Source organism: Tenuifilum sp. (genome assembly GCF_037481895.1).
In the GTDB taxonomy this organism is placed as follows: Bacteria; Bacteroidota; Bacteroidia; order Bacteroidales; family Tenuifilaceae; genus Tenuifilum; species Tenuifilum osseticum.
In genome coordinates, this window is sequence record NZ_JBBFKU010000012.1 from 12973 (window position 1) to 39963 (window position 26991).

The window sequence follows — 26991 nt, forward strand, 5'->3', positions numbered from 1 at the left end:
ACATCATTTTTAATCAAAATGTACTTGTGTGTAAATAATTATTATCTACTGAAATGCAAAGGTTTTCGGATTCGTTTCGTTGAGGTTATATTCAAAAAAGCCCGAAAGGCTTGTATTGTAATAAGCAATATTGTTTTTAATCAGTGTTGATGTAAGCCGATTAGCGTATGCCGATTTAACGCTTGGGTCAATAATCACCTTTTGTGGGTTAATGATGTTCAATAGGCTGCTGGTATAAAAACGGTTGGCAATAAGCAGATCAACATTTATGGGCTTAATGTTTTTAATATTTTTTGCGCTATCGTTATAGGCTAATGCAATGGATTTGTTACCTGCAATGAGTAAAGCCAACCCCGATTTTCGGATGATTTTTAGCTGGGTTGAATGCTCCTCCTTTTGGTACAAGTTTAGGTTTATTTCATGGGATTTTTGCAACGCCCGATTTCTGATGTATCCATCAGTTGGATACTTGGTATCGATGGAATCGTAAAGAACCATAAAAGCGTTTCCGTAACAGTTTACACATATTACTGAACTTTTTGGTACAGGAAACACAACCAGTTCCGCACGATTTTTAACCCTGAGCAAGTGCACTGCACCAATGGCAAGTACGCCTATTAGCGAAATAAATGATAGCTGCAGAAAGGATTTCCGACGATTTACTAGATATACCGAAAGCATCAGGATTGATAGAAAAAGCAGTATTGCCTGCCAGCTGGTAAAGAATATTGAACCTATACTGGAAAAGGGAATTGTATCAATTAGCTTAAGCCCTGAATTTAAGAGCCATGTAGTAAACCCAAGAGCTTTGGCAAACAGAAAGCCCAATTGCTCAATTATTGAAAAAGTTACAGTGACCAAGGAAAGATACAAAACTATAGTTGCCAGCGGAATTGCAATGAGATTTGTGACCAGGAATACAACAGGGAACTGGCCAAAGTAGCAAAGCGTTAGGGGTAGGGTAAGGATTTGCGCTGCAGCCGAAACCGACAAGAGCGACCACAGGTAATCAATTATCTTAAACTGTGGTTTAACAAGATTGTATATGATAGGATGAAAAAAGACGATAGAAAGAACAGCGGCAAACGAGAGCTGGAAGCCAACGTTAAACAACATAAATGGATTACTTGTCAGCAGAACAAATGCTGCAGCTGCAAGTGTATTGTAGCCATTGGTCTTTAATGTAGCAGTTTGCCCAATGGCAAAAAGCGAAAACATTATGGTAGCTCTACAAACCGAGGGCGATAAACCGGTAATTACTGCATATCCCCACAGAACGGCAAGGGCTATGGCCAGCCTAATTCCCATCCAGTATCGCCGCTTAGGCAAAAGGGCAACAATCATCACCGCCATTCCAAAAATCAACCCCACGTGTAACCCGGAAACAGCAAGTATATGCATGGCCCCCACCGATGAGTATACCTTTCGGATTTCATCGTCCAACAGCGATTTGTATCCCAGCATTAATGCTGAAATCACAGCCAGTTCCTGGCCGCCTATTCCGTACCCTTTCAGGGTTTCAATTACATAGTTTTGTGCTTTGAATGCTAACCTGAAGATTTTATTCGGATTGCTTCCAACTTTCTCCCAGTAACCCTGGCTAACCCGTATGTAGTAAACAATTCCTAAAAGGTGCATGTACCTTTTCAAGTTAAACTGGTACGGGTTGGGTGGTTCCGAAAATTCCTTTAGATTTCCCGATAGGGCTAATATATCGCCATAGCTTAATGCCTGGCTAGCACTATCGGAAAGTAAAAAGTATAGTAGCACGGGTTTTGGCGAATCAAGATCCGAAAATGGTTTTATATCTATAATTTCAGCCTTAACCTTAATGGAATTGGTTCCAGCAACTGGGGGCTCAGTAAGCCTGAGCAACATGGTATAGTTCGAGTTTGGTTTTATGTTTACTTCCGGCCTTTTGGCCGACACAAGTAAGCAACCAATGAATACTAGCAGGAAGTTAAGGGTTAAACCAAAAAACCATCGTTTAGTCCATGACCCTATGAAATATCCAGTAAAAAGCAGGAGTAAAAAAAGTATAAGTATGGCAAAAATTAGAAGTGTTGTGCTGAAAGGATTGAAGTAATGCTGAGTAAGAATACCGCCTATTAATGGTAAAACCAAACGAACAAAAGGAACCTCATGGATATTTGCAGGTATTTTTACCATATTGGTTGTAACTGCAACTAAATTTACAACTTTTAATCTTGAGTTTCAATACCTGCTATAGGCTTCAAGCTATTTAATCAATGTTACGGATTCACCCCATTTGTATGCCTCATCCTTTGAGTTGAAAAATTTGAGCGGGAGCCCATAAACATTTGCCACCTGGAGTATAAGGTTAAGGTAATAACGCTTGAATGTATTTCCATCAAAAACCACTGCAGCCCATTTTAATCCCTGGCTAACAGCCTGTGGCAGAGCCACCTGTTCAAACCACTTTCGGTTATTGGGATTTACTACACCCTGGTCTCTAATATCGGAAATGTAACCAATTACCTCTAGCCCGGAGTTGCGCTGGAATTCCAAAAGCGCCTGAAAGAGCGCTTTGTACTCCTCAAGGGTTTGGTTTCCATGCCAGGTAACCTCAACACACTTTTTTTCTGGGTTGTATATCCCTACCGCGTAATGGCTGTTGAAGATTTCAATAAAACCCATAAATGCTAAATTGATTTTCTCTTGCAAGATAGGAGTATACAGCTAGCAAGTCAATAGGTTGTAAACACTCATTTTAATTTTGTGGATAGAATCATTAAATCTAACTACAAAAAACGTGGTTTTAAAAACAAAACGATATTTTTGCTGTGATAAACAATGAATAATATGTCACTTTCATTCGATCCCAAAGATTTTGACAGTATTATTGTAGTTGGCGACAGGGTTTTGATTAAGCCAAAAAACCCCGATGAACGCACTAAGGCTGGGCTTTTACTGCCCCCGGGGGTTCAGGAAAAGCAAAAAGCCCACAGCGGTTATGTGGTTAAGGTTGGCCCTGGATATCCAATCCCAATGTTTACGGAGGCCGATGAACCCTGGAAAAAGAGTAGAAACGACGCTAAGTACTTCCCCCTGCAAGCGCAGGTAGGCGACCTTGCGGTTTATCTGCACGAAAATGCTATTGAGGTTGAGTTCAACAGCGAGAAGTATGTGGTTGTTCCTTTCTCATCAATTTTATTACTTTTCCGCGACGAGGGTCTATTGGAATAATCGTTTTAAATGGGAAAAAACTGGCTTAAATATTTTGTTATGTTTCATTTTCATTTATATTTGCGTGAGTATGTTTGTAGATGTTTGATTTAATGTGCGTTTTGAATAACTTGAATTATACTAATCAGTAATATCAATTAATTATGAAGAAAACAAACCTAATAATCAACATTCTGTTTGGCGTTGCCATAGTTGTTCTTTTTGTTCTCTATTTTACCAAAGGAAACAAAAGAGGTGATGTTAAAGGGACTGAAGGGAATGCCGCATCAACAGAACAATTTACTGCTGCGTGGGTTAACATGGACACCCTCATGAATAGCTACGATATGTACTTTGACATGAAAAAGGAACTTGAAGAGAGCGGTAGAAAGAAAGAGGCTGACCTTAACGCAAAGTCACGTAGCTTTGAGAAGGAAGCATATGATTTTCAGGATAAGGTTCAAAAGGGCTTACTAACCCGCTCCGAGGCTCAGCAGCTTCAAACTAACCTTGCTGCCAAAGAGCAGCAGCTATATCAGCTTCGGGATGAGATGCGCATGCAGCTTGCCGAGGAGGAACAGGTTAAGCTCCGCTTGATTCACAACAGTATCACTGAGTATCTTAAGGAGTACAACGCCGATAAGGGTTACCATTTAATTCTCAGCAACACATTCGGTGGCCCGCTTTTATACGGAAATCCCGCTAACGATATTACCAAGGAGGTGATTGAGGGCTTAAACAAAAAGTACGCTGAAACCAAGAAAAAATAATACCCACCTATACTAAACCTAAACCAACCCGAAACCCTTTCGAATGTTTTTCATGAGAAAGGGTTTCGCTATTTTTGTAACGCCATGTGGGTAAACTACTTCACAAAAAAGAAATTTTCGCCCAGGATTGATGTTAACCCTTCGGTTAACCTGGGGATGTGTGTTGTAATTCCAAGCTATAATGAACCAGGTTTGTTAAAATCGTTGGGGTCGATTGCAGAATGCAATCTACCACCCTGCGACGTTGAGGTAATTGTAGTGGTAAATCACCCTGAGGGTTCAAACTCAGAGGTGTTGGAAAACTCCCTAAAATCCGTTATTGATGTTGTTGAGGCAAACCAATTATGGGGTAGTGAGCGGTTGCGTTTTCATGCTGTTATGGCATTTAACTTACCCCGTAAACAGGCTGGTGTTGGATATGCCCGGCAAATTGGGATGGACGAGGCTGCCTTTAGGCTGCTTAGCGTTGGAAGGCAACAGGGGATCATAGCCTGTTTTGATGCCGATTCCCAGTGCAAGCCAAACTACCTTACGGAACTTTACGGGATGTGGAACCAATACCCCAAAACCCATGCATGCTCAGTTCGCTTTGAACACCCACTTTCCGGCGATGATTTTCCTGCTGAGGTTTACAATGGGATTGCTGCCTATGAGCTACACCTCCGATACTACAATCAGGCTTCGCGCTTTATTGATTTTCCGTTTGCCTACCATACAGTTGGCTCATCAATGGCATGCAGCGCTGAAGCTTACGTTAAGTTTGGTGGGATGAATCGCCATCAGGCGGGGGAGGACTTTTACTTTCTTCAAAAGATAATTCCCCATGGACATTTCAGGGAGCTTAACACCACCTGTGTTTACCCATCGCCAAGGCCCTCGAACAGGGTTCCCTTTGGAACTGGCAGGGCAATGAGTAGGTTGGTTTACAGCCATGAGCCTATATCGACCTATCACCTTGAATCCTTCCTTAACCTTAAACCCCTACTTTTGAATGTAACTAACCTGTATGGGTACAGCGTTCCTCAAACGGAGGGGTTTATTAATTCGCTGGCGGAGCCGCTTAAGGAATTTCTTATACAGGTTGATGCCGCAAAGGCCATTGAAAATGTGAGAGCCAATGCATCATCGCCTAAAACATTTAAAAAGCGATTTTTCCTTTGGTTCGATGCCTTTATGCTTTTGAAGTATATGAACTTTGCTGCGGAAAAGCACTACGGCAGGCAACCGGTTGACGATCAGGCAAAAAACCTTTTGGCTTGTTTGGGATATAAACCATCTGAAACGCTCAGCACGCAGGACCTGCTCCTGATTTATAGGGAGATTGAAAGTGTGGAGTGGAGTGCTAAACTCTGAATCCAATGATCAGGATATCGTCAACCTGGTCGTTTTCCTCACCGCGCCAATCCATATGAATTTTATGCAGCACTTCCTTTTGCTCAGCCATTGGCTTTTCCCATATGCTTAGCAAGGTCTCCTTAAGGCGTTTTAGCATGAATTTTCTACCATCGGTACCGCCAAACTGGTCGGCGTATCCATCGGAGAACATGTAAAAGGCGTCGCCTGGCTGGTATTCAATTTCGTGATTGGTGAATGAGTTGAAGTCGTTGATATGAACGGCAACTGGCATTTTATCGGCCTTATACTCAATTAGTTCGCCATTACGTATTTGGTAAAGCGGATTGTAGGCGCCAGCCCACTCCAGCTTTTGGTTTTGCTTATCGATTACGCAAAGCGAAATGTCCATTCCGTCCTTTTGCTCCTCTATCTTACCGGTTTGGCTTAGGGTTGTTTTAATGTGGTTACGGAGGTTGTTAAGTATCTCCGCTGGTTGAAGTATGCTTTCCTTATTTACAATCTCGTAAAGGAACGACACACCCAGCATGCTCATGAACGCACCGGGCACACCATGTCCGGTACAGTCGGCAGCAACCAGTACAATTTTCTCGTTCTTGCGGGTCATCCAGTAAAAGTCACCGCTAACTATATCGCGGGGTAGGAAAAGCACAAAGTGGTCGGGGAGCACATCGGAGATTAAAGCCGATGTAGGCAAAACTGCTGTTTGAATGCGGCTGGCATACTTAATGCTATCGGTAATTTCCTGTTTCTGGCGGGTAATCAGCGCATTTTTTTCTTCCAGAATAATATTGGCGCGCTGCTTATCGCGGAACATCTTGAACATGAGCAGGGCAACCATGAGTATAAGGAACGAACCGGCAATAGCACCAATAATCATTAGCTTTTGACGCTGGATTATCGACTTTTGGAGTTCATCCTTATTCTTCATCAAAACAAGCTGTTGTTCCTTCTTTTCGGTTTCGTACTTGGTTTGCATTTCGGCCATCACCCTCTGGCTCTTTTCGCTGAAAATTTCATCCTTTATTTTGACCGCTTGTTTAAAGTATGCATATGCGCGTACCAAATCGCCACGATGCTCGTATAGCTTCGATAGGCGCTCGTAGCTGTAACGTAGAGTTTCCTTTAACCCAAGCTTTTCTGATAGTCTGGAACACTCAATGAATACAATTTCAGTCTCATCCAATCTTCCCTGACGGAATAGGCTCTCGCCCTTTGCGTAAAGGGCTGCTGTGGTTTCGTAAAGCAGATTATTTTTTCGTGCCAGTTGCAGAGCACGGTTGATATAGGTGTTTGCCTTATCCCAGTCGCGAGCCCAGCTGTAAATACTGCCAATATTAGTGTTTACCTTGGCTATCTCGCCTTCCTCATGCAGCTCTTCAAAAATGCTAAGGGCTTTATTGTAGTAATGCCTTGCGCTATCGAATGAGGCAAGAATTTCGGTTTGCTTAATCTTGTAAAGGGAGTCTTCCCACATTTCGCCAAAGCGGGCAACATAACGGTTAGTGGCTAATCGCGAAAAAACATTGCCAATATTCTGAAGGGTTTGGCCCTCCTCCTTTTTCTTTTGCAGATTATGGAATAGCTCAAGAGCTGTTTTATGGTAGCCCAGAGCCTTAAGGTAGTTGGCCTCGTTCTCGTCGGTGGCAAGAATGCTTTGCGATAGATTCTCGTAAATCATACCCAACCCCGAGTTACAGGTAGCTATTCCTTCCTGGTGGTTTATGCTTTCAAAAGTACGGAGTGCCTTTTGGTACTGCTCAAGGGCAAGTTGAAAGTTACTTATGGCAATGTGAGTTCTCCCTATGTTGAGGTAGGCAATGGCAAGGTAGGCAGGTTGGTCGCCCATTTGCTCCTTAAGCTCTACCTCCTTGCTGTAGCACCATATTGCGCTATCGTACTGGGCAAGGTCAAAGTAAATACGCCCAAGCCCATTGTAGGTAAGGGCTATCTCCTTCCAGTCGCCAAGTTTTTCCCTTAATCCCAGGGAGCGACGAATGTAATGCAGGGCTGAATCGTTTTTGCCCTGCTCCTGAAGTATTTTTCCTAACCTAAAGTATGCGTATGCCTGGTACCTTAGGCTATCAAGCTCAAGAGCTTGTTGAAGCAACAGGCTGGCATACCTTTGCGACTCCCCAAACGAATCGATATAGAAGTACGATGTAGAAATTCCTTTATAGGCCTCCAGAATCGAACTCTTATAGCCATTCTTTTGCGCCAGCTCAAGCGCTTTGCGGTAGTACTCAATTGCATCATTATCCTGGTAGTTTTCCGATAGGGCGTAGCCCTTATTCAGGTAAGCTTTTGCAAGCAGCTCATCGTTTATTTTGCGCGCAGCCACAATGGCCTCATCGGCATACTTAATGGCCTCGTCGGTGCCGGAGGTTGCCTCGGTAAGCTTTATAAGGATTTCAACCTTATCCTTACCCTTTGAGGCCGAAAGAAGGTTAAGTAAGCTATCGCGCTCACTTGCATTTACCGTAAAAAATGCAAAGGTTAGCGCTAATAGGGTGATTGATATAACTTTTGCCCTCATGGTAACACAATGATTCGTGAGCAAATTACTAAAGATTACAGCATTATGCAAAGGAATTTGATAAAAATGAACCGAAGTGCCATGAATTAACAAATTTAGATGGGCTAATTTCTTGAGGAATGAGTCGGAATGAGTCGGAATACTCGGAATGTAGAAATTGAGGAAGTTTTGTTCGTTAACCGTGAACCGCGAACCGTGAGACTTTAAATGGGAATGAGTTTGAATATGATGGAGTTAGAAGAAGTTAGAGGAAGATGAACCATGAACTGTTAAGCGCGTGACTTTAGGTGGGAATGAGTCGGAATGAAACGGAATGTGGAATTTGAGGAAGTTTTGTCCGTTAACCATGAACCGTGAACCGTTAAACGAAATCTAATTTTACCTATTGTCATTCCGAGCTCGTCGAGGAGTCTCTATTACGGGTTAAATCGTTAAACGTGAGCTGTTAAGCGCGTGACTTTAGGTGGGAATGAGTCGGAATGAAACGGAATGTAGAATTTGAGGAAGTTTTGTTCGTTAAACGTGAACCGTGAACCGTTAAACGAAATCTAATTATTACCTATTGTCATTCCGGGCTCGTCGAGGAATCTCTATTACGGGTTAAATCGTTAAACGTGAGCCGTTAAGCGCGAGACTTTAGGTGAGAATGATATGTAATAATTCTGAGTGTGTTGAAATAGACGGAAAATGATTGAGTAAAAAATGTTTTTAAAACTTGCTTCAGATGACGAATTTGGAGTAAAGTTTAGAGTTGGTTTTTGCTTTAACACTTCAGCCAGTTAGTAGCGATTTATTAAATAAAAAAATGGCAAAATTCAACAGGGTATCTTTTAATTTAATTGATATAGAGCAGATTCGCTTATTAGAAAAACATTTTAAACAAATTCCAATGATTGTGGTTACTTAATGCTACTATATTTGTGTAACTTTATCATCAAACTAATATTTGCTATGGTTTCTCGATACATAACTATTGCAACGCTTTCAGCACTGACATTACTTACTGGTTGTGATACCCAAACTACAAACACCAGTAAGCCAACTGTAGTGGTTAGCATACTGCCACTAAAATACTTTGTGGAAAAGATTGCCGATTCCTCCCTTCAGGTTAAGGTACTTGTTCCTCCGGGCAGTAGCCCTGAGATGTTTGAGCCAACCCCTCAGCAAATGGCTGAGCTTACACAGGCTAAAGCCTACTTTTCCATAGGGCTGCTCGATTTCGAGAAGGGAATGGAGCAAAAGTTAAAGGATAATGCAGAATTCAGGTATATCGACCTGTCGCAGGGTCTTGAGCTGATTAAGGGTGAATGTGAGCACAACCACGAGCACGAAAGCCATCAGGGGCATAACCATGCCGTTGACCCCCATACCTGGATGTCGGCTGCCAATGCCAGGATAATGGCTAAATCCATTTCCCAAAGCCTAACCGCACTTTTCCCCGAGAGGGAAAGCGAGTTCAACGCCAACCTCAACCGCTTGGTTGCCCATATCGATTCGGTTGATAATGAGGTTAGGAGCATTCTGGCAGGTTCCGGGCGTAATGCCTTTGTAATATACCATCCAGCATTGGGTTACTATTCCCGCGATTACGGGTTAACCCAGCTAAGCGTTGAACACGAAGGGAAAAGCCCATCGGCCAAGGGGGTGATGGAGTTGGTTGAGCGCTGCCGTGCCGAGGGTATCACAACCATTCTCTCGCAGAGCCAGTTCGATACGCACAACTCTCAAACAATTGCCAATGAGCTTGGCGGTACTGTGGTTAAGGTTGACCCGCTTCAGGAAAACTGGGCTGAGAGTATGATTTTTATTGCTAACGCCATTGCAGGTAATGTAAAATGACAAACCCAACCGAAAAGCTGATTGAGCTGGTTAACGTTACAGCCGGATACGGTAAAAACATTGTTTTGCGTAATGTTAACCTCACCATAAACACTAACGATTTTATTGGTATAATTGGCCCGAATGGTGGAGGGAAAACAACCCTAATAAAACTACTAATAGGTCAGCTAAAACCCTTTTCCGGTGAGGTTATTTACCACACAAAGGGAAACGGATCGCTAATTGGCTACCTGCCACAGGCAAGCCAGATTGATAAAAATTTTCCCATATCCGTAAGGGAAGTAGTGCTATCGGGGCTTTTGGAGAAAAAGGGGATTTTTGGTGGCTACAGCCGCCAACAAAAGAGTGTTGCTCTCGACCTGATGAAACAGGTAGGAATTGCGAACCTTCAGAATAAAAGCATAGGGCAACTCTCGGGTGGTCAGCTGCAAAGGGCATTGCTTTGCCGGGCGTTGATATCGGACCCGCAGGTGCTTATCCTGGATGAGCCCAACACATACGTGGATAGCAACTTTGAGGGGGAACTTTACGAGATGCTTCGCAAGCTAAACGAGCGAATGGCTATTGTAATGGTATCGCACGATTTGGGTACTATAACCTCGTATGTTAAAACCATTGCTTGCGTTAACGGTACACTCTTTTACCACCAATCGAACCAGATTACCAACGAGCAGCTTGCAGCCTATAATTGCCCAATCCAAATTATTGCTCATGGTCCGGTTCCCCACACCGTTCTGCTCGATCATGGTAAAGAAAATCAACAAAATCACAATCACTAATTATCCCTGTTATGATTGAGGCCGTTAAACAGTTCTTTCAGTATGCTTTTATTCAGAATGCAATAATTTCAGCATTCCTGCTTTCGGTAATAACCGGGTTCATTGGTTCGTACATTGTGGTTAGGCGATTGGTTTTTCTGAGCGGTGGCATTACCCATGCCTCCTTTGGTGGTATTGGTATTGCTTGGTATTTTGGGCTAAACCCCATCCTGGGGGCTTCTGTTTTTTCAGTATTTTCGGCACTGGGGCTTGAGTACTTATCGCAGGGGCGAACTCTGCGTGAGGATTCGGCAATAGGGATGCTTTGGTCGTTTGGCATGGCTATAGGTATTCTTTTTGTTTTCCTAACACCGGGTTACGCCCCAAACCTAATGTCGTTCCTTTTCGGAAGCATACTAACCATTTCCCAAACCGATATTCTACTGCTGCTGATACTTGCCACGCTTACACTGGTATTCTTTGTGGCTTTTTACTACCCAATTCTTTTTGTGGCATTCGATAGCGATTTTGCCAAAACACAGAACGTACCGGTTAAGTTCATTAGCTACTCGTTGGCTGTTCTCATTGCTCTCTCAATAGTTTTTGCCATAAGAGCTGTGGGCATCATTCTAATCATATCGCTGCTAACCATACCCGCAAACATTGCCAATATAGTAACCCATCGGTTTAGAAGGATAATTGTGTTATCGGCCTTAATCAGCCTTTTTTCGATTGTTGCGGGTATAGCTATCTCGTTCAGGTTGAATGTTCCCTCGGGTGCAACAATCATTATTACCATGATGGCTTTCTACCTCATTGCAAAAGGGGTTCAATTGGTAAGGCAGAGGATTTTCACACTGAAAGTGTAAATTGTTAAACCTTACGGTAATCCTCCTCCAGCAGCTGGCAAACAACCTTAATGGCATTGCCACACACCATATCGAACAGGCCTGCATCGCGGGCCTTTTGTTTTGCTTCGGGGTTGTTCAAATCAACTCCTAGTATCCTGTGGCAATCGGTTGACCCTAATAGTTTGGCGCATTTATCCATGTACTCGGCGACAAGTGTGGTTGCTTTCTGCTTGGAGTCGGAATCGTTCAGGTTACTATTGCCAAACCTTAATCCGATAATCATTGCCCCTGCGTTTATTGCTCCGCATACATGTTGCTTATGACCAATACCCCCACCCAGTCCAGCACCTAGTCTTAAGCATTGCTCGGTAGTTAACCCTTCGTCAGTGGCAAATGCAAGCAAAATAGCTTGCGCACAATTGGCGCTCCCCTGAAAACTCGATAGGGCAATGGATATTTTATCTTCCATAAGGTCAGCAGTTTTAGTTCATTTACGAATAGGTTTCCCAAATTGTTTCTTTTTTATAGCTCATCATGTTTATATTGATTAGCAGCACTTGTATTAATCGAAATCAATCTGATAATGCCCAAATATTATGTGAGCAATGATATTAGTGAACTATTAATGCAATGTATGACATCTAACATTTTCCCATTCCATTTGTTATTGTAATTTTGACAAACAAAAATTTTACTCTATGAACTTCGACCTTATAGTAATTGGAAGCGGCCCCGGAGGTTATGTGGCCGCAATACGAGCAAGCCAGCTAGGCATGAAAGTGGCTGTGGTGGAAAAAGAAAACCTTGGAGGGATATGCCTGAACTGGGGCTGTATCCCCACCAAAGCGTTACTTAAGAGTGCACAGGTTTTTGAGTATGCATCGCATGCTGCCGATTATGGAGTGTTGGCAGCCGATGTAAAACCCGATTTTGAAAAAATGATTGCTCGTAGCCGCGGTGTGGCCGATGCCATGAGCAAGGGAATACAATTCCTTTTCAAAAAGAATAACATCTCCGTTATTAACGGGTTTGGTAAGCTAAAGGATAACTTTACCGTAACAGTAACCGCTTCCGATGGTACACAAGCCGACTACACTGCAAAACACATCATACTTGCCACGGGTGCGCGTTCGCGCGAGTTGCCAAACCTAAAACAGGACGGGGTAAAAGTAATTGGCTACCGTCAGGCTCTCACTTTACCCAAACAACCGGCCTCCATGGTGGTTGTTGGTTCAGGCGCTATTGGCAGTGAGTTTGCATACTTTTACAACGCAATTGGCACCAAGGTAACCCTGGTTGAGTATATGCCCAATATTGTTCCCCTGGAGGACGAGGAGGTAAGTAAAACCCTTGAGCGTGCCTTCAAAAAGGCTGGCATAACAGTTAAAACCGAAGCATCGGTTGAGGCGGTCGATACATCGGGCGAACTATGTAAGGTTACCATCCAAACCAAAAAGGGTACTGAGGTGGTTGAGGCCGAGGTTGTGCTTTCGGCAGTGGGCATTACGCCCAACCTTGAGGGAATAGGTATTGAGGAGTTGGGTATTGCTCTGGACAAGGGCAAGGTTAAGGTTGACGAGTTCTACCGCACCAACGTTGAGGGTATTTACGCCATTGGCGATATAGTGCCGGGTCCTGCTTTAGCCCACGTTGCTTCCGCCGAGGGTATTGTTTGCGTTGAAAAGATTGCCGGGCTTAACCCCCATCCAATAAACTACAGCAATATTCCCGGTTGCACCTACACCACGCCTGAGGTTTCGAGCGTAGGTATGAGCGAGAAAGCAGCCCGCGATGCTGGTTACGAGATTAAGGTGGGCAAGTTTCCTTTTACAGCCTCGGGTAAGGCAACTGCAGCCGGTAACCGCGATGGCTTTGTGAAGCTCATATTTGATGCCAAGTATGGTGAATTGCTTGGCGCCCACATGGTAGGTGGTAATGTAACCGAAATGATAGCCGAAATGGTTGTGGCACGCAACCTCGAAACCACTGGTCATGAGCTAATCAAGAGCATACATCCGCACCCAACCATGAGCGAGGCAATTATGGAAGCCGCAGCTGCTGCTTACGGCGAAGCAATCCATATCTAAATTTACTTTGATATTACCACAAAACCGCTACGTTTCCCGTGGCGGTTTTTTCGTTTTTATGAAAATCTACGCTTTTTCTCCATGAATGTCCGTGGCTGCCTGGGTTTCCAACTTTTAATCAAAAAATAGATTACCGGGCCTAGTATTGGCGGGAAAAATGCCAGAACAACTATTATGGGAGTCCTCTGCTTTTTCAGGTTTTTCAGCACATCAACAAAGGTAAACAGATGTAACCCAATGATTAAAATGTATGCTACCGTTTCAATACTTATATTCCACATACGTAGTGCATTTAACCACAAAGATAATCAATATGGTTGTTAACTCATCGATAAATAAGTGTGAGAAGGAATGTGCCTAAAAAACAAGTAAAAATCAACTAACATCGAACACCCACTTATCAACACCCTTAGTTAATCACTTTGCTGTATCTGTTCATAAACATACCCTGAAAATATCGAGCCATAAAATCAACTTACACTATCTTTACAAAAGAAAAAGCCCTAAAATGTATTGCTAAATGATTGACCAGCATACAGTTGATAAAATACTGGCAGCAGCCGATATTGTTGAGGTGGTAAAGGAATACGTTACCCTTCGGAAACGCGGGGTTAATTACCTGGGCCTTTGTCCATTCCATAATGAGAAAACGCCCTCATTTACCGTGAGTCAGGCAAAGGGTATTTTCAAGTGCTTTGGCTGTGGCAAGGGAGGGAATGTGGTCAATTTCATTATGGAGCATGAGCGGCTTAACTACGTGGAGGCTCTTAAGTTCCTAGCCAAGAAGTATCACATTGAGATTGAAGAGAAAGAGGTTACCCCCGAGGAGATAGAGAAGCGGAACGAGCGCGAGAGCCTAATGGTTATCAACTCGTATGCCCAGCGCTACTTTTCCGATATGCTGCATAAGCATTCCGATGGCAAAACCATTGCCATGGCTTACTTCCGCGAGAGGGGATTTAAGGACCATATCATTGAGAGGTTTCAGCTGGGGTACTGCTTAGACCAGCGCGATGCCTTTACCCAAAGCGCACTGCGCGATGGTTTCAAGCTCGACTACCTTGTTAAAACCGGACTTACCATAAAGCGCGACGACGGCAGCACCTTTGACCGCTTTGCTGGTAGGGTGATGTTTCCCATCCACAGCATAAGCGGTAGGGTTATTGGTTTTGGGGGGCGAATACTTAAAGCCGATAAAAAAACGGCTAAGTACCTTAACAGCCCCGAGAGCGAGGTTTACCATAAAAGCGAGGTGCTTTATGGCATTTTCCATGCCAAAAAAGCCATCACCCAGGAGAACAAGTGTTACCTGGTAGAGGGTTACACCGATGTAATTTCGTTGCACCAAACTGGCATTGAGAATGTGGTGGCCAGTTCCGGAACATCGCTTACGCAGGATCAAATTAAGCTGATAAAGCGGTTTACCCCAAATGTTACCATTCTTTACGACGGCGATGCCGCCGGCATTAAGGCCTCGCTCAGGGGTATCGATATGATACTGGAGGAGGGGCTTAACGTAAAGGTGGTGCTTATGCCCGATGGCGAAGACCCCGACAGCTTTGCCCGTTCCCATAGCGCCTCGGAGGTGCTGGAGTACATCAACCAAAACGAGACCGATTTCATCAAATTCAAGACCCGCCTTCTGCTCGATGATGCCAAGAGCGATCCCATTAAACGTGCTAACCTTATTACCGACATTGTGCGCTCAATAAGCGCTATACCTGACCAGGTAATTCGGGCGGTTTACATCAAGGAGTGCGCTAAGTTAATGGATATTGGCGAGGATGTGCTTTACTCCGAGGTTGGCAAGCTGCGTAGGAGCAGAATGGAGCAGCTGCTCCAGCGTGAACGCACCGAGGCGGTCAGGGAACACGAAACACCCAAAATTCCTGCTTTTGTTCAAGGCATTAGCTGCGAGGAGCAGGAAAAGGAGATTGTACGGTTCCTGCTGAATAGCGGAAACCAGGTACTGTTTAGCCAGGATGTGAAGGAAACCAATGAACTTATCACTATTACTGCTGCTCAGTATATCATTGATGAGATACTTAACGATGATTTAGAGTTTCAGAATTTGATTTACAAAAAGGTTTTTGATGAATACGTGCGTTTACTGGAAACAAACGTTGAGGTCGATAACCGCTTTTTTATTAACCATACCGATCCTGAAATTAGCCAAATGGCCGTGGATTTACTTACCGAAAAATACGTGCTTAGCCGGATTTGGGAAAAACACAAGGCCGAGGTTACTGAAAGCCCCGATTTTCTGCAAACTGCCATACCAAAGGCTATAATGGTTTACAAAAGCAAGGTGCTGAAGCTGGCCATTAGCAAGCTAACCGATGAGCTGAGTAAGCTCAAGCCCGATCAGGTTGAGGAAACCAATCGGCTACTCCTACGGCTCAGGGAGCTTTATGCCCTAATGAATAAGATGTCGAAGGATTTGGATAGGGTAATTCTGTAGTAATTTTAGCAACTTATATAAGAATGATACTTACCCTTAAATTCTGCTAACTTTTTAAAGTGTTTTTCTTTTGTTATTATTGTTTTTAGTAAATTTACAAAAACCAAATTAGGGTTTCGGTTGCTTTAAACCTTTGCCGGTTATACTGGTTCAAACATTTTAAAGCAATTGTGGTTATTGTTTATGTCATGTTTTTTACTAAACCTAAATAGTTTAACCTTTAAACATTTATAAATATGAAAAACTACACTAACACCCTACGAGTTCTTACGTTAGCCATGCTGGCAACAGTTTTTTTCAGCTGTGGCAATAAGCAGGCAAAGCAAGCCGAAGAACTACAAGCCGAGTCAAAGGAGCAAGCTTTTCAGGAAATAACCAGCTATCCAATTCCTACCTCTTTTGAAGTAATTCAAATGATTAATAAGGCCGGAGCAAGTTTCATTATTGGCATTTGTAACCCGGTTGATAATGTTGGGAAATACATGACCGAAAAGGCCAAAGCCGTTAACCTAGGTATTTACGGTGCTGACCTTGCCTACTCAACAACCTACCAGATGAAACAGGAAACAATGAATTTCCTTAAGGTTTGTAAACAGCTTGTCGAGGAGCTTAACATAAATGCCGGATTTACCCCTGAACTGGCATTAAATGTTGAAAAGAATATCGACAATAAGGATTCATTGATAGTTATTTTTACCAATTCCTACTATGAAACCTACCGCACCCTGGTTCAAAACCAAAAGGAAAGCCTCTCGCTTTTGGTAGTTGCTGGTAGCTGGATTGAGGGTGTTTATATCACATCGCAGATTGCTTTGACCAGTCGCGACAACACTGAGTTTATCAAAATCCTTGCAAACCAAAAAGCCCCGCTTGGCAAGCTTATGGAGCTCATGACTCCCCGTTTAGATATTCCTGAGGTTAAGGAACTTATGGATATGCTTGCCCCCATTCAGGCTATTTACAATAAGGTTGAGGGTGAAAAATTGACCAACGATCAGTTTCAAAAGCTAATGGAAGAAATTACAAAGGTTCGTAATGCCTTGGTATAATTCATTTTTATAAACCATCATTAAAACGCACCCCAAAAAGGTGCGTTTTTTTATTTTTTTCGTGTAACCTTTAACTTTTTAAACTATCTAATTAGTTAGAAAGAAATTGCAAAAAGAGTTTGGATAAGAATATTGCCATAGGACTTATCGATACGCTGGCCGATTTAACTCGCAAGGACTGGGATATTGAGCAATGCCGGAGCATTATTCAAAGCTTCTTTTCATCACCCGAATTTGATGTTAATGGAGAGGAGCTTCTTAAGCAGTTCGATAGTATCATTAACTCAGAGAGTTTCGTTAGCGGTAATTTTAAACACGATGCCGGTTTGCCCTGCGAAACAATGACTACCGAACAGCGTATTGAGTTGGCCATAGCATTTTACAATGTACTCTCTTCGTATCCAGAATCTGGGCATCAAAAGCTTTTTACCGCATGGAATGTAATTGGCATTCAGCCAGAGGATGCAATTTGCCTGTACCATTTCCTAAGCTTTGGCCCATCCGCTAATCAATTTCAGCTTCCAGGCAATTCTTTTATTTCACAAGATGTTCTTGAGGGTTGGGAGCAAAACAATAGCAATAGGATGATTCTCCTATACGATGAAAATTCCCCGGCCCAAGAACTTGATAAAGCATTATGCGAGAAACGTACTGGACTTGGAGGCAATCTACTTTTTGCCTACTTCCATAGCATAGGCTGTTACATAGTTAAGTACCATGGCGATAGACAGGTTTTGATTGAAGATGAACCGCTTATGGTTGGACTATCGTACTGTTTTAAGCCGGGTTCAAGCATCACGCTTAGCAATGGTGAACAAATCCGATACGACGATATAACACGTATACGCTTGCTGGGTAGCGGCGTTCAGCCAGTTAAATTGGTTGTTCAGGACCTTGAGTTCACTTTTCCCGGAAGCAACCAGGGCATTAAGCCTTTTAGTACCGTTGAGGAGTCGGGGAGGGTAGTGGGAATACTTGGCGGTAGCGGGGTGGGTAAATCAACCCTTCTGAACCTTCTGTCGGGCAAGCTTAAGCCCCATAGGGGCAAAGTGCTGATTAACGGTTACGACGTTCATAACGAGTCGCATAAGCTGATGGGTGTTGTTGGCTTTGTACCCCAGGACGACTTGCTTATTGAGAACCTCTCCGTTTACCAGAACATGCTCTTTAATGCAAGGCTTTGCTTTGGCAACTATAGCCGTAAGCAGGTTAGGGAGCTTGTGGATTCTACTTTAAAAAGCTTGGATTTATGGGAAATTAGGAACTTAAAGGTAGGGAATGCTCTGGATAAGGTTATAAGCGGAGGGCAGCGCAAGAGGCTAAACATTGGGCTTGAGCTGCTACGCGAGCCTGCGGTGCTTTTCCTCGATGAGCCCACCAGCGGTTTATCGTCCAACGATTCGGTTATGGTACTTAACCTACTCCGCAACCTTGCCGATGCCGGCAAGCTGGTTGTGGTAAATATACATCAACCCTCCGAAAGGCTTTTCAGGATGTTCGATAGGCTATGGGTTTTGGATAAAGGCGGGTATCCGGTTTATGTGGGCAACCCAACCGAGGCGGTTGGTTACTTTAGGGAGAAATCGGCTAGGGTTGGCAATCTGGTGGCATCAGCAGTGCAAAAGAAAAGGGTTAACCCTGAGGATATACTCGATATTATTGAGCAGCGCCAGGTTGATAGGAGTGGTTCGTTTACCGTAAACCGTAAGGTATCGCCCGAGGAGTGGTATAGGCTCTACCGTGAATCGATTCAGCCCAAAACGATTGAAATTGAGGGGAAAACGGCATTACCCCAGGGTAAGTTTCGGTTACCCGACGTAATAAAGCAGCTAAACGTATTTACCAAACGTAACCTGCTATCAAAGCTGGCCAACAGGCAATACATGTTGCTCAATATCATGGAACCCGTTGTTCTGGGGCTTATCCTTTCCTTCTTCATTAAGTACTCGCCAGGCAACGATTACATTTTTGCGGCAAACCGCAACATACCCGCTTTCATATTTATGAGCGTGATAGTTTCGCTCTTTCTGGGCCTTAGTGTTAGCGCCGAGGAGATAATTGGCGACCGCCGCATTCTGGAGCGTGAGTCGTTTCTCAACCTGAGCCGCTTCAGCTACATCAACTCAAAGGTTCTTTACCTGTTTGGTCTTTCGGCCATTCAAATGCTACTGTTTGTAGGAGTGAGCCTTACCATTATTGGAGTTAAAGGTTTAACGCTCAAGTACTGGTTGGTGCTTTTCAGCTCGGCATGCTTTGCCAATATGCTCGGGTTGATAATCAGCTCAGTGATGAAATCGGTTGTTGCCATATATATTACCATACCGTTGCTGCTTGTGCCGCAAATCCTTTTAAGCGGAACGGTGGTTGATTTCGATAACCTAAACTCATCGCTCACTCGCAGAGTTTACGTTCCGGTTATTGGCGATGTTATGACATCGCGATGGGCCTACGAGGCGCTTGCAGTAACGCAGTACATGGACAACCGTTACGAAAAAAATTTCTTTGATGCCGAGATTCAGCTTAGCCGTGCTGCTTTTAGGGCGTCGTTTCTTATTCCCCGCCTGCAGGTTAAGCTTGAGGAATGCGTGAGGCTCGATGACCTTGATGAAGATAGGAGTGCCGATATATCGCGCCATTTGCGCTTTATTGCCAATGAAATTGAACACCTTGCCCAATCCGACGATGTGCCTCAGTTTGAACTGCTGGGAGAGCTGAAAAAAGGTCAGTTTTACGACCAGCTTGCTTTTGAGCTGAATGGTTACCTACTTTACATCAAAAAGCTTTTTCAGGAGCAGCAGCGAGCCGCCACCGCCAAACGCGATAGCGTTTACATGGTTCTTAAGGGCCAACTTGGCGACGATGGCGTTTACAAGTTGAAACAAGGAAACCATAACACCGCTTTAGCCGAGTGGGTGCTAAGGAGCAACGAGGTTACAAAATACCTCGAAACCGACAATAGGTTGATACAGAAAGCCGAGCCAATATACATGTTACCCGACCATCCCTTTGGCCGCGCACAGCTGTACGCACCCTATAAGTACTTCAACGGGCAGTATATCAAAACTATATGGTTCAACATAATTGCCATTTGGCTTTTTACCATTGCCCTATACACGCTGCTGAACCTTATTAATAATAAAAAAACCGGCAGGGTGCCGGTTTTGTGGAGAGTTATTGGAAAGTTTACTCGGTAACAGTCTTATTCTCGAGGTCTTTAACCGTATCCCAGTTGTTGAATACTGTAACCAAATCCGATTCGGTTAGCTTACCGCTCAGAATTGATTGTATGGCTGCGTTTTTAAGCATCTCGTCAACCATAAAGCCTTCGGCTGCTTTCTTTTCCTTTTCCGAGGCTTTCATTAGCTGTTCCATGGCATTTAAGCTCGATACTGCTGTTATGCCGGATATTACAACAAGGTAATCGTTGGTGTATTCGGAAATATCGGCATAGCCAAACTCCTTTACCAGCTCCATCATTTTGGCATTATCGCTTTCGTACTTATCGAGTTCTTCGGTAAGCTTTACTAATCTTTCAATCTTCTCCTTTGTTATTGAACCACTACCCGTTGAAAGGTGAACCTTAACAACTTCCAGCGCTTTGCTTGGGAACTCATCGGGTTTCTCGTTGCTGTAGTAGTTATAGTCGGCGTTTTGGTCCTCCTCTTTTTCGCCATAAGCCTGTTCATACCGCGATAAATCCTTACCAAAGTTTTGAAGAGCCCTTCTGCTAAAGTAACTAATGATTTGCCCAATTAATAAAAGGGCTATTAAAACGTAAATAATAATGCGGGCTGTTTCATCTTTCCCTTTTAGTGTTTTGGTAAGAGCAAGGTAAAGCAGATATAATCCGTATAAGCCAATGGCTATCGATATAATTGTTCCCAGTAAGCCGCTTATAAACCCGAAAACTGCGAGTAAAGAGTTGATGGGCATAAGCACCATAAGCGCTGCACTTACCCTTAGGTTTGACTCAAAATCGGTATTGCCACTACTTATACTCGATAGCAGAAGAATAATTACGGCTGCAATAAATAGCCCAATTAAGGCTGCAATTATTGTAAAAATGAATGCACCAACACCAAAAACTCCTCCCGATGCACCAATGGTATTACCCAGGGCAAAGAACCAAATGGCGTTTATTATTGCAGCAACTACTCCGTAAATGAGAGCCTTGAGGAGGGGTTCTACCATACCGCCAGCGGTACTCATCGACTCAAAATACCCTTTGGGGTTAAGCAGGGTATTCTTTGAATCGGCAATGAGCTTATTGAAGTCGAAAGCATTCTCGTTCATAGTTATTAGTTTTTTGGGTTCAAGAACGAAAGTTCTGTTAAAAAAATGAGAAAGTCAACTTTAGGCAAATATTTATCAAGCTAGGGCTTTAATCGGTATCAATGCCGTATTGCTTAAGTTTATTGTAGAGCGTTTTTCTATCGATATTAAGCAGCTTGGCGGCCTTGGTTTTGTTGTATTTAACCTTTTCAAGTGTTGCAATAATCAACTCCTGCTCGGCCTTCTCCTTGGTGTTTTTAAGGTTATCGGTTTTTGTGGAGCTGCTTTTTTGGCTGGGCGATACAATATCAGTGGGTAGTGATTCAACAGTAATGCTGCTTGACTGTTCAAGAAGCACTGCCCTGCGAATGGCATTTTTTAGCTCCCTGAGGTTTCCGGGCCAGCTGTACTGCAGCATGGCATCAATGGCCTCGGGCGTAAAATCATGGATACTCTTTCCCATTTCCCTGTTGGCATTGTTCAGGAACCACTGGGCGTAAACCATCAAATCGTCCTTTCGCTCGGCTAGTGGTGCTACCCTGATGGTAAACTCGTTGAGCCTGTGGTAAAGGTCCTCGCGGAATGTTCCGCGGTTCACCATCTCGAGCAGGTCCTCGTTGGTGGCAACAATTATTCGCACGTCAACGGGTATCTCCTTGCTACTGCCAATGCGCTTAATTTTTCGTTCCTGGATGGCACGTAGCAGGTTGACCTGAACATCGTAGGGTAGGTTTCCAATTTCGTCGAGGAAAAGAGTACCGCCATTGGCCACCTCAAACTGGCCAATCTTGTCGGCAATAGCCCCGGTAAACGAACCCTTGATATGGCCAAAGAACTCGCTGGCGGCCAACTCGCGCGGTAGCGCGCCACAGTCGATGGCTACAAAGGGCTTGCTGTTCCGTTTGCTGGCGCGGTGTATTTGACGGGCAACAAACTCCTTACCGGTTCCGCTATCGCCCTGTATAATAACCGATAGGTTGGTGGGTGCAACAATGTTGATGTAACGCATCACCTCCTGGTTGTAACGGCTTTTGCCCTCAATAAAGGTGAAAGCATCGGTATCGGTTCCGGGGGTTTTCCCCACCGAGACGGGCAGAGCGTTGTTTATGGTTGCCAGGATTTCCTCCGGGTTTACCGGCTTGGTAACGTAATCGTATGCACCCTGCTTAATGGCCTTAACCGCCATGCGTATATCGCCATAGCCGGTCATCACAATAACAATGGTATCGCGGTTTTTACGTTTTGCCTCGGTAAGCACATCCATTCCCGACTTCTCAGGTAGGCGGAAATCGGTTAGCACCACATCGAACGTTGTGGTCTGGATAGCCTGCCGTGCATCGTCGAACGAGAAGGCCTCGGTAACCATATGCCCGTTCCTTACCAGAAAGGTTTTAAGCATCAGGCAAAAGGTAGAATCGTCGTCAACTACAAGAATCTTAGCCATTTAGTTTATCCCATTCACCAACGCTAAGGTAGAAACTATTTTGGAGAAATAGAAATTTAAGTGTTTGGAGTATGGTGTTTAGTGCTTAGTTAATAAAAAAAATATGTAAATCAAGCAAAGCAGTTTAATTTGAGCCCCACTCATTCAATCATCTACTAACAAATTCATTTCCAGGTAAAATGGTCTAAAAAAAATTAAAAAGTCCTTTTGATGATTTATGAAATTATTTTATTTTTGAATAAATAAACCCTACAAAAAGTACGGTTATACACCCAAAATAGATTTATAAAATTACTTTTGGTACGGTTATAAACGAGTTAGAGCAAATAATAAGAAACGATATGGAAAGAATTCAGATTTACAAAAAACAAAAAGGCTTAGAAATTTATGTTAAGATTTTTGGCCTTCTATTTATTCTTTTTGGAATGACTTTTTTGATAAAGTCGCTAATGAATGGGGACAAAACAGATTTTAATCAAGGAGACTGGAACTATTTATTTTATATTATACAAGTTATACAAGGTGCAGCTTTATTTGCTCTTGGGTATTCTAATAAAAAGAATGAAAAATTATTCATCGAGTGGGATGAAAAAGAAATGAGATACTTGCTATCAAAAAATAAAACGATAGAAAAAATAAAATTTGAAGATATTAGAAAAGTAACTATCCAACTTTACGAAATAAAAATAGAATTACCATCGACTGAGAAAGTACTAAATTTAAAAAACATCCAATACAACGAACTTAAAAAAATTAAAGAAAAATTTGAAGAATTGAAATTGGATTTAGAAAAGAGAAATGGTTAAATTACTTGCGCTAACAGGCAGTTCCTTTCACTAGGGCTGATGATGCAGATACGAAAGTTTTTAGTAATTTAGTTTCGTTTTAACGTGGGATGACGCCGCTGGCTCTTAACTCCCCAGCAGCCCAAACCACCGACCGTTGTAATTAAAGAAATGCAATGAATTTAGGTTTATAGTAAGAGATATCGATAAATTTTTTGAAAGTTTTCAGAAGATTGCTCTGAAGGTTAACAGGATTTTAGAATATAAAAATTACTTTAGTTCATATTTCGACTATAAAACGATTTTATTAAAATGAATAAGCATATTTACTTCACCCTATTGTTTATAATTATATCATTTTATCATGTAAAAACCATGAATATAGATGCAACACGAATACTATTTCAGGTAATGATAAAGGATTAAAAAAAGCATAAAATAGATTAGTATAAATAATAGAATAATTGAAAAATCATTAATAATTGAAAAAGAAATAGCAAAGCAGCACAATTCTGTAGAACAATTACAAAATTTGCTACCCCCTGAAATTGGCGATAAATATCATGATTTTAGTGGAGTAAATAGTAATGGCGAATTTATGAAGATTTCAGATATTAAAGGGAAATATATTCTATTGAAATTTACAGGATCTGGTTGTGGTGCTTGCGTAAAATCTATACCTGAACTCAGAAGGGTATATGAAAAATATCATAAATCACTTGAAATAGTTGATTTTACTCTGACGTAAGTGTATATGACTGGTTAAAGCATGTTGAAAAGGAAAAAATTCCTTGGCTAACATTATGTAACGGAAGAGGAATGTATAGTAATACTTGGGAGAATTACGGGATAAAGGGAATACCTACATTTTGCCTTATTAACAAAAAAGGTATTATTATTCAAAAATGGATTGGATACGAATAATGGCTAATAGAAGAACAGATTGAATTAATAATAGAAAATAATAATGGAGCCCAACAAGGGATGTAACCATTTTGGGTTGAATGGATAGGCAAGCGGGTTGGCACGCAGGAACTCCTTAAAGTGGAATATATCTCAAGCCCCGTACCCCCAAACTGGTCACACCCCAACCGTTGGACACAAGAGTATTAAACGACGAATAAATCGTCTTGTAAACGTTAATACTTAAACCTATTTGATTAAAAGCAAGAAAAACTTGACTTTATCATTCATTTTAACGCACCTAGAATTCATATTTTATTTGCAATGACAGCATACGACCAGGTGAAATCATATTTCGTGAATCAATATAATGATTATTAAGTAAATTATGAATCATTAGTGAAGCTTGCAAGCCTTTATATATAGGCCTCCATAGCTGTAAGTCAATGAAATAATAACTATTAATTTTTTCTGTATTAATATCATTAATCCATTGCGCTCCTTTATAGTTGAAAACAACTGATGAATTGATTATAGAATTTTTCCAAATTAAAGTCGTATTGAATATATCACTTGGTTGATAAACTAGTTCTTTCCCAACTAAGTTATCTTCAATTTCAGAGTTAAGTCTCTTATAATCTAGAATATTAGTAACAATATGACTGTATGCTAAAGACCAAATAAAACTATTGCTTAACGTGAAATTTACATTAAATTCTGCTCCATAAATTTCAACTTTTCCGATATTGCTTTTAGTCATAATTGGGCGAAGCTTATTATTCAAAATAATTGAATCGCCAGTTGCAATATATGCGTGATAATCTTGCCCAATAGAGTAGAAAAATGATGTTGAAAAACTTACCTTTTTAAAATACAAAATATCTGCACCAATTTCGTAGTTATCTATATATTCAGGTTTTAGCAAAGGATTAGCAATTTTCATTCCGCCTGAAATACGACCTGTACGGCACAAATCATCAAGTACAGGAGCTCTGTAACCTCTGCTATAGCCAAGGTAGGTTCTGAATTTTTGGGGTTGGTAATACTGAAATGAGACCCTTGGACTAAAAGCAGAAAAATTTGCATTGTTCAAATCTCCCGAGAAATTCTGTAAGAAAGCAGTTTCACTTGTTGGATTTTCAACTAAAAATTTACCATCGTAGAACATTGCGTAATCATATCTAATGCCAGCTAATATGCTAAGCGGTGTTTCTCCGATTTTTATCTCATCAAGCAGGTAAACACCTACTAAATTCATTTTCCCTAAGTTTAAAACTTTATCGGTAGATGTAATGTAAGTGTCGGCACCATCAACAGCACCATAACGCATATCAATACCTGAAGTTAATTTGTTGTATTTGCCCAATGAAAAACTGTAACCAGAAAGTAAGCCAATGTCATCACGAGTTGAAGGCACGTCATATCTTTTTATTTCATTATTCTTTAAACTTTCTCTTATGTTCTTATAGTACTCACGTTGAGTATAAAAATTAACCTTTAGGTTGCTGTTGTCATTAAATATACCCTGATAAGAAACCCTGCTGTTTATGTCAGTGTACCAGTTATAAGCACCTTTGCTAGAGGCTAAATTTTCATTTGTAAAACCATAACCTGTGAAGTTTGAACCAGTACCACGTTGCCCTGAATAGTACCCACCTGAACATTCAATTTTATGTTTTGCAGAAAGTTGAAATCCAACTTTTGCTCCAACATTGTACTCAGTTAAGAATGAAGGAATTGAAAACTCATCAACCTCATCCGCTTGGCTAGTAATATATCCATCGCTTTTCCTGTGACTTCCATTTATTGACCAGTATAATCTATCTTTTATACCTGAAACGTTAGCTTGTGTTTGAAGTGTTGAAAAGCTACCATAACTTAGTGAAACGTCACCCTGTAGCGGTTCGCTTGGCGTAGGAGTAATTAAATTTATAACTCCGCCCATTGCATTTCCACCATGTATTGTTGACCCAGAGCCTTTTAAAACTTCTATTTGTTTTAAATTAGCCGTATTAATAGAATTCCAGTTAACTGTTCCCCCATCATTCTTATTTATGGGTGCACCATCAATCATTACCAATGTTCGACCTGCTTCGTTGCCCATACCACGCAACGAAATATCAGCTGCTCCAAAAATTGATGCACCTCTACTTATGGAAACGCCTGGGATGGAGTACAAGTAATTATCAGCCGAAAGAGCAGGGATTCCCTGAATCTTGTTGTTACCAATAACCTCGACCCTTTGGGGTACATCTAAAATTTTTCTCTCGCTTCGGGTTGCTGTTACAACTACGGTTTTTAACTCATATATTTCAGCATCAAGCATTATTGTAATTTCTTTATTAAATGAATCGGGGCTTATAACAAGTGACTTGGATGAGTATCCTAAACTTTTAGCTGTAATTTCAATTGTATTGTTACCTGTAATTTGGAGTAAAAATGCCCCGTTACTCTGTGATACTGTTTTGATATCAGAATCCTTTACTTCAACAATTGCAAATGGGATTCCATTTCCCGTTTCCTTATCAATTACTTTTCCGCTGAGGCTAACCTGCGAAAAGGTGTTTAGGCTAAAAAACGCCATTGCAAAAAATAAAAAGGTCTTTTTCATTTAAAATTGTTTTTAAAAGGTGAAATTTAAACAACTGAATATCTGACTTAAAATTGAAGCAACACTAATGTTAATAGGCAACCCTA

Annotated in this window: 20 protein-coding genes; 12 read left to right on the plus strand and 8 right to left on the minus strand. The window is 42.0% G+C overall.

Features of this window, described 5'->3' with window-relative positions; all coding sequences use genetic code 11:
* Positions 1-45: 45 nt before the first annotated feature.
* Both WHS63_RS05180 and WHS63_RS05185 read right to left on the minus strand, forming a co-directional pair.
* A complete protein-coding gene (locus WHS63_RS05180; protein WP_445204188.1) occupies positions 46-2169 on the minus strand; it encodes a ComEC/Rec2 family competence protein in 2124 nt (707 codons plus the stop codon).
* Between the two features lie 69 nt (positions 2170-2238).
* Positions 2239-2658 (minus strand): hypothetical protein, encoded by a 420-nt coding sequence (locus WHS63_RS05185; RefSeq protein ID WP_445204189.1) that lies wholly within the window; start codon positions 2656-2658, stop codon positions 2239-2241.
* Positions 2659-2823: 165 nt separating this feature from the next.
* On the opposite strand from WHS63_RS05185, the gene WHS63_RS05190 reads away from it, so the two are divergent.
* From WHS63_RS05190 to WHS63_RS05200, 3 genes are all read left to right on the plus strand, one after another.
* Positions 2824-3207 (plus strand): co-chaperone GroES, encoded by a 384-nt coding sequence (locus WHS63_RS05190; RefSeq protein ID WP_445199686.1) that lies wholly within the window; start codon positions 2824-2826, stop codon positions 3205-3207.
* 143 nt (positions 3208-3350) lie between these two features.
* Entirely contained in the window at positions 3351-3956 is a 606-nt protein-coding gene (locus tag WHS63_RS05195) for an OmpH family outer membrane protein (protein ID WP_445204190.1), read from the plus strand.
* 84 nt (positions 3957-4040) lie between these two features.
* Complete coding sequence (locus WHS63_RS05200) at positions 4041-5309, plus strand: glycosyltransferase (RefSeq protein ID WP_445204191.1); 1269 nt, start codon at positions 4041-4043, stop codon at positions 5307-5309.
* Here WHS63_RS05200 and WHS63_RS05205 read toward each other — a convergent pair.
* On the minus strand, positions 5299-7845 hold the full coding sequence (locus tag WHS63_RS05205) for a tetratricopeptide repeat protein (RefSeq protein WP_445204192.1): 2547 nt from the start codon (positions 7843-7845) through the stop codon (positions 5299-5301). The genes WHS63_RS05200 and WHS63_RS05205 overlap by 11 nt on opposite strands.
* 951 nt (positions 7846-8796) lie before the next feature.
* Here WHS63_RS05205 and WHS63_RS05210 point away from each other — a divergent pair.
* From WHS63_RS05210 to WHS63_RS05220, 3 genes are read left to right on the plus strand one after another with little or no spacing between them, the layout of a single operon-like run.
* Entirely contained in the window at positions 8797-9684 is an 888-nt protein-coding gene (locus WHS63_RS05210) for a metal ABC transporter solute-binding protein, Zn/Mn family (RefSeq protein ID WP_445204193.1), read from the plus strand.
* Complete coding sequence (locus WHS63_RS05215; RefSeq protein WP_445204194.1) at positions 9681-10463, plus strand: metal ABC transporter ATP-binding protein; 783 nt, start codon at positions 9681-9683, stop codon at positions 10461-10463. The genes WHS63_RS05210 and WHS63_RS05215 overlap by 4 nt, the downstream gene beginning before the upstream one ends.
* 11 nt (positions 10464-10474) lie before the next feature.
* Positions 10475-11311, plus strand: a complete 837-nt coding sequence (locus WHS63_RS05220; protein ID WP_445204195.1) for a metal ABC transporter permease — start codon at positions 10475-10477, stop codon at positions 11309-11311.
* 4 nt (positions 11312-11315) lie between these two features.
* Here the strand turns inward: WHS63_RS05220 and WHS63_RS05225 are convergent, their stop codons facing one another.
* Positions 11316-11762, minus strand: a complete 447-nt coding sequence (locus WHS63_RS05225; protein WP_445204196.1) for a C-GCAxxG-C-C family protein — start codon at positions 11760-11762, stop codon at positions 11316-11318.
* Between the two features lie 229 nt (positions 11763-11991).
* On the opposite strand from WHS63_RS05225, the gene lpdA reads away from it, so the two are divergent.
* Positions 11992-13380: a dihydrolipoyl dehydrogenase gene (lpdA, locus tag WHS63_RS05230; RefSeq protein ID WP_445204197.1), complete on the plus strand. Its 1389-nt coding sequence runs from the start codon at positions 11992-11994 to the stop codon at positions 13378-13380.
* Positions 13381-13436: 56 nt separating this feature from the next.
* On the opposite strand, the gene WHS63_RS05235 is transcribed toward lpdA, so the two are convergent.
* Complete coding sequence (locus tag WHS63_RS05235) at positions 13437-13661, minus strand: hypothetical protein (protein WP_445204198.1); 225 nt, start codon at positions 13659-13661, stop codon at positions 13437-13439.
* 239 nt (positions 13662-13900) lie between these two features.
* On the opposite strand from WHS63_RS05235, the gene dnaG reads away from it, so the two are divergent.
* The 3 genes from dnaG (at position 13901) to WHS63_RS05250 (ending at position 20084) form a co-directional block, all read left to right on the plus strand.
* Positions 13901-15841: a DNA primase gene (gene dnaG, locus WHS63_RS05240; protein ID WP_445204199.1), complete on the plus strand. Its 1941-nt coding sequence runs from the start codon at positions 13901-13903 to the stop codon at positions 15839-15841.
* A 236-nt stretch (positions 15842-16077) separates the two neighbouring features.
* A complete protein-coding gene (locus WHS63_RS05245; protein WP_445204200.1) occupies positions 16078-16890 on the plus strand; it encodes a hypothetical protein in 813 nt (270 codons plus the stop codon).
* A 119-nt stretch (positions 16891-17009) separates the two neighbouring features.
* Positions 17010-20084, plus strand: a complete 3075-nt coding sequence (locus WHS63_RS05250; RefSeq protein WP_445204201.1) for an ATP-binding cassette domain-containing protein — start codon at positions 17010-17012, stop codon at positions 20082-20084.
* Here the strand turns inward: WHS63_RS05250 and WHS63_RS05255 are convergent.
* Both WHS63_RS05255 and WHS63_RS05260 read right to left on the minus strand, forming a co-directional pair.
* Positions 20074-21183, minus strand: coding sequence for a Yip1 family protein (locus WHS63_RS05255; RefSeq protein ID WP_445204202.1), 1110 nt, complete (start codon positions 21181-21183; stop codon positions 20074-20076). The genes WHS63_RS05250 and WHS63_RS05255 overlap by 11 nt on opposite strands.
* A gap of 88 nt (positions 21184-21271) precedes the next feature.
* Positions 21272-22606 (minus strand): sigma-54-dependent transcriptional regulator, encoded by a 1335-nt coding sequence (locus tag WHS63_RS05260; protein ID WP_445204203.1) that lies wholly within the window; start codon positions 22604-22606, stop codon positions 21272-21274.
* 341 nt (positions 22607-22947) lie between these two features.
* Between WHS63_RS05260 and WHS63_RS05265 the strand changes: the two genes are divergently transcribed.
* Positions 22948-23412, plus strand: a complete 465-nt coding sequence (locus tag WHS63_RS05265) for a hypothetical protein (RefSeq protein ID WP_445198872.1) — start codon at positions 22948-22950, stop codon at positions 23410-23412.
* A gap of 511 nt (positions 23413-23923) precedes the next feature.
* The gene (locus WHS63_RS05270; RefSeq protein WP_445198871.1) at positions 23924-24139 is read left to right on the plus strand and encodes a peroxiredoxin family protein; all 216 of its coding nucleotides are present in this window, start codon (positions 23924-23926) and stop codon (positions 24137-24139) included.
* 456 nt (positions 24140-24595) lie between these two features.
* Here the strand turns inward: WHS63_RS05270 and WHS63_RS05275 are convergent, their stop codons facing one another.
* A complete protein-coding gene (locus WHS63_RS05275; RefSeq protein WP_445204204.1) occupies positions 24596-26905 on the minus strand; it encodes a TonB-dependent receptor in 2310 nt (769 codons plus the stop codon).
* Positions 26906-26991 lie beyond the last annotated feature (86 nt).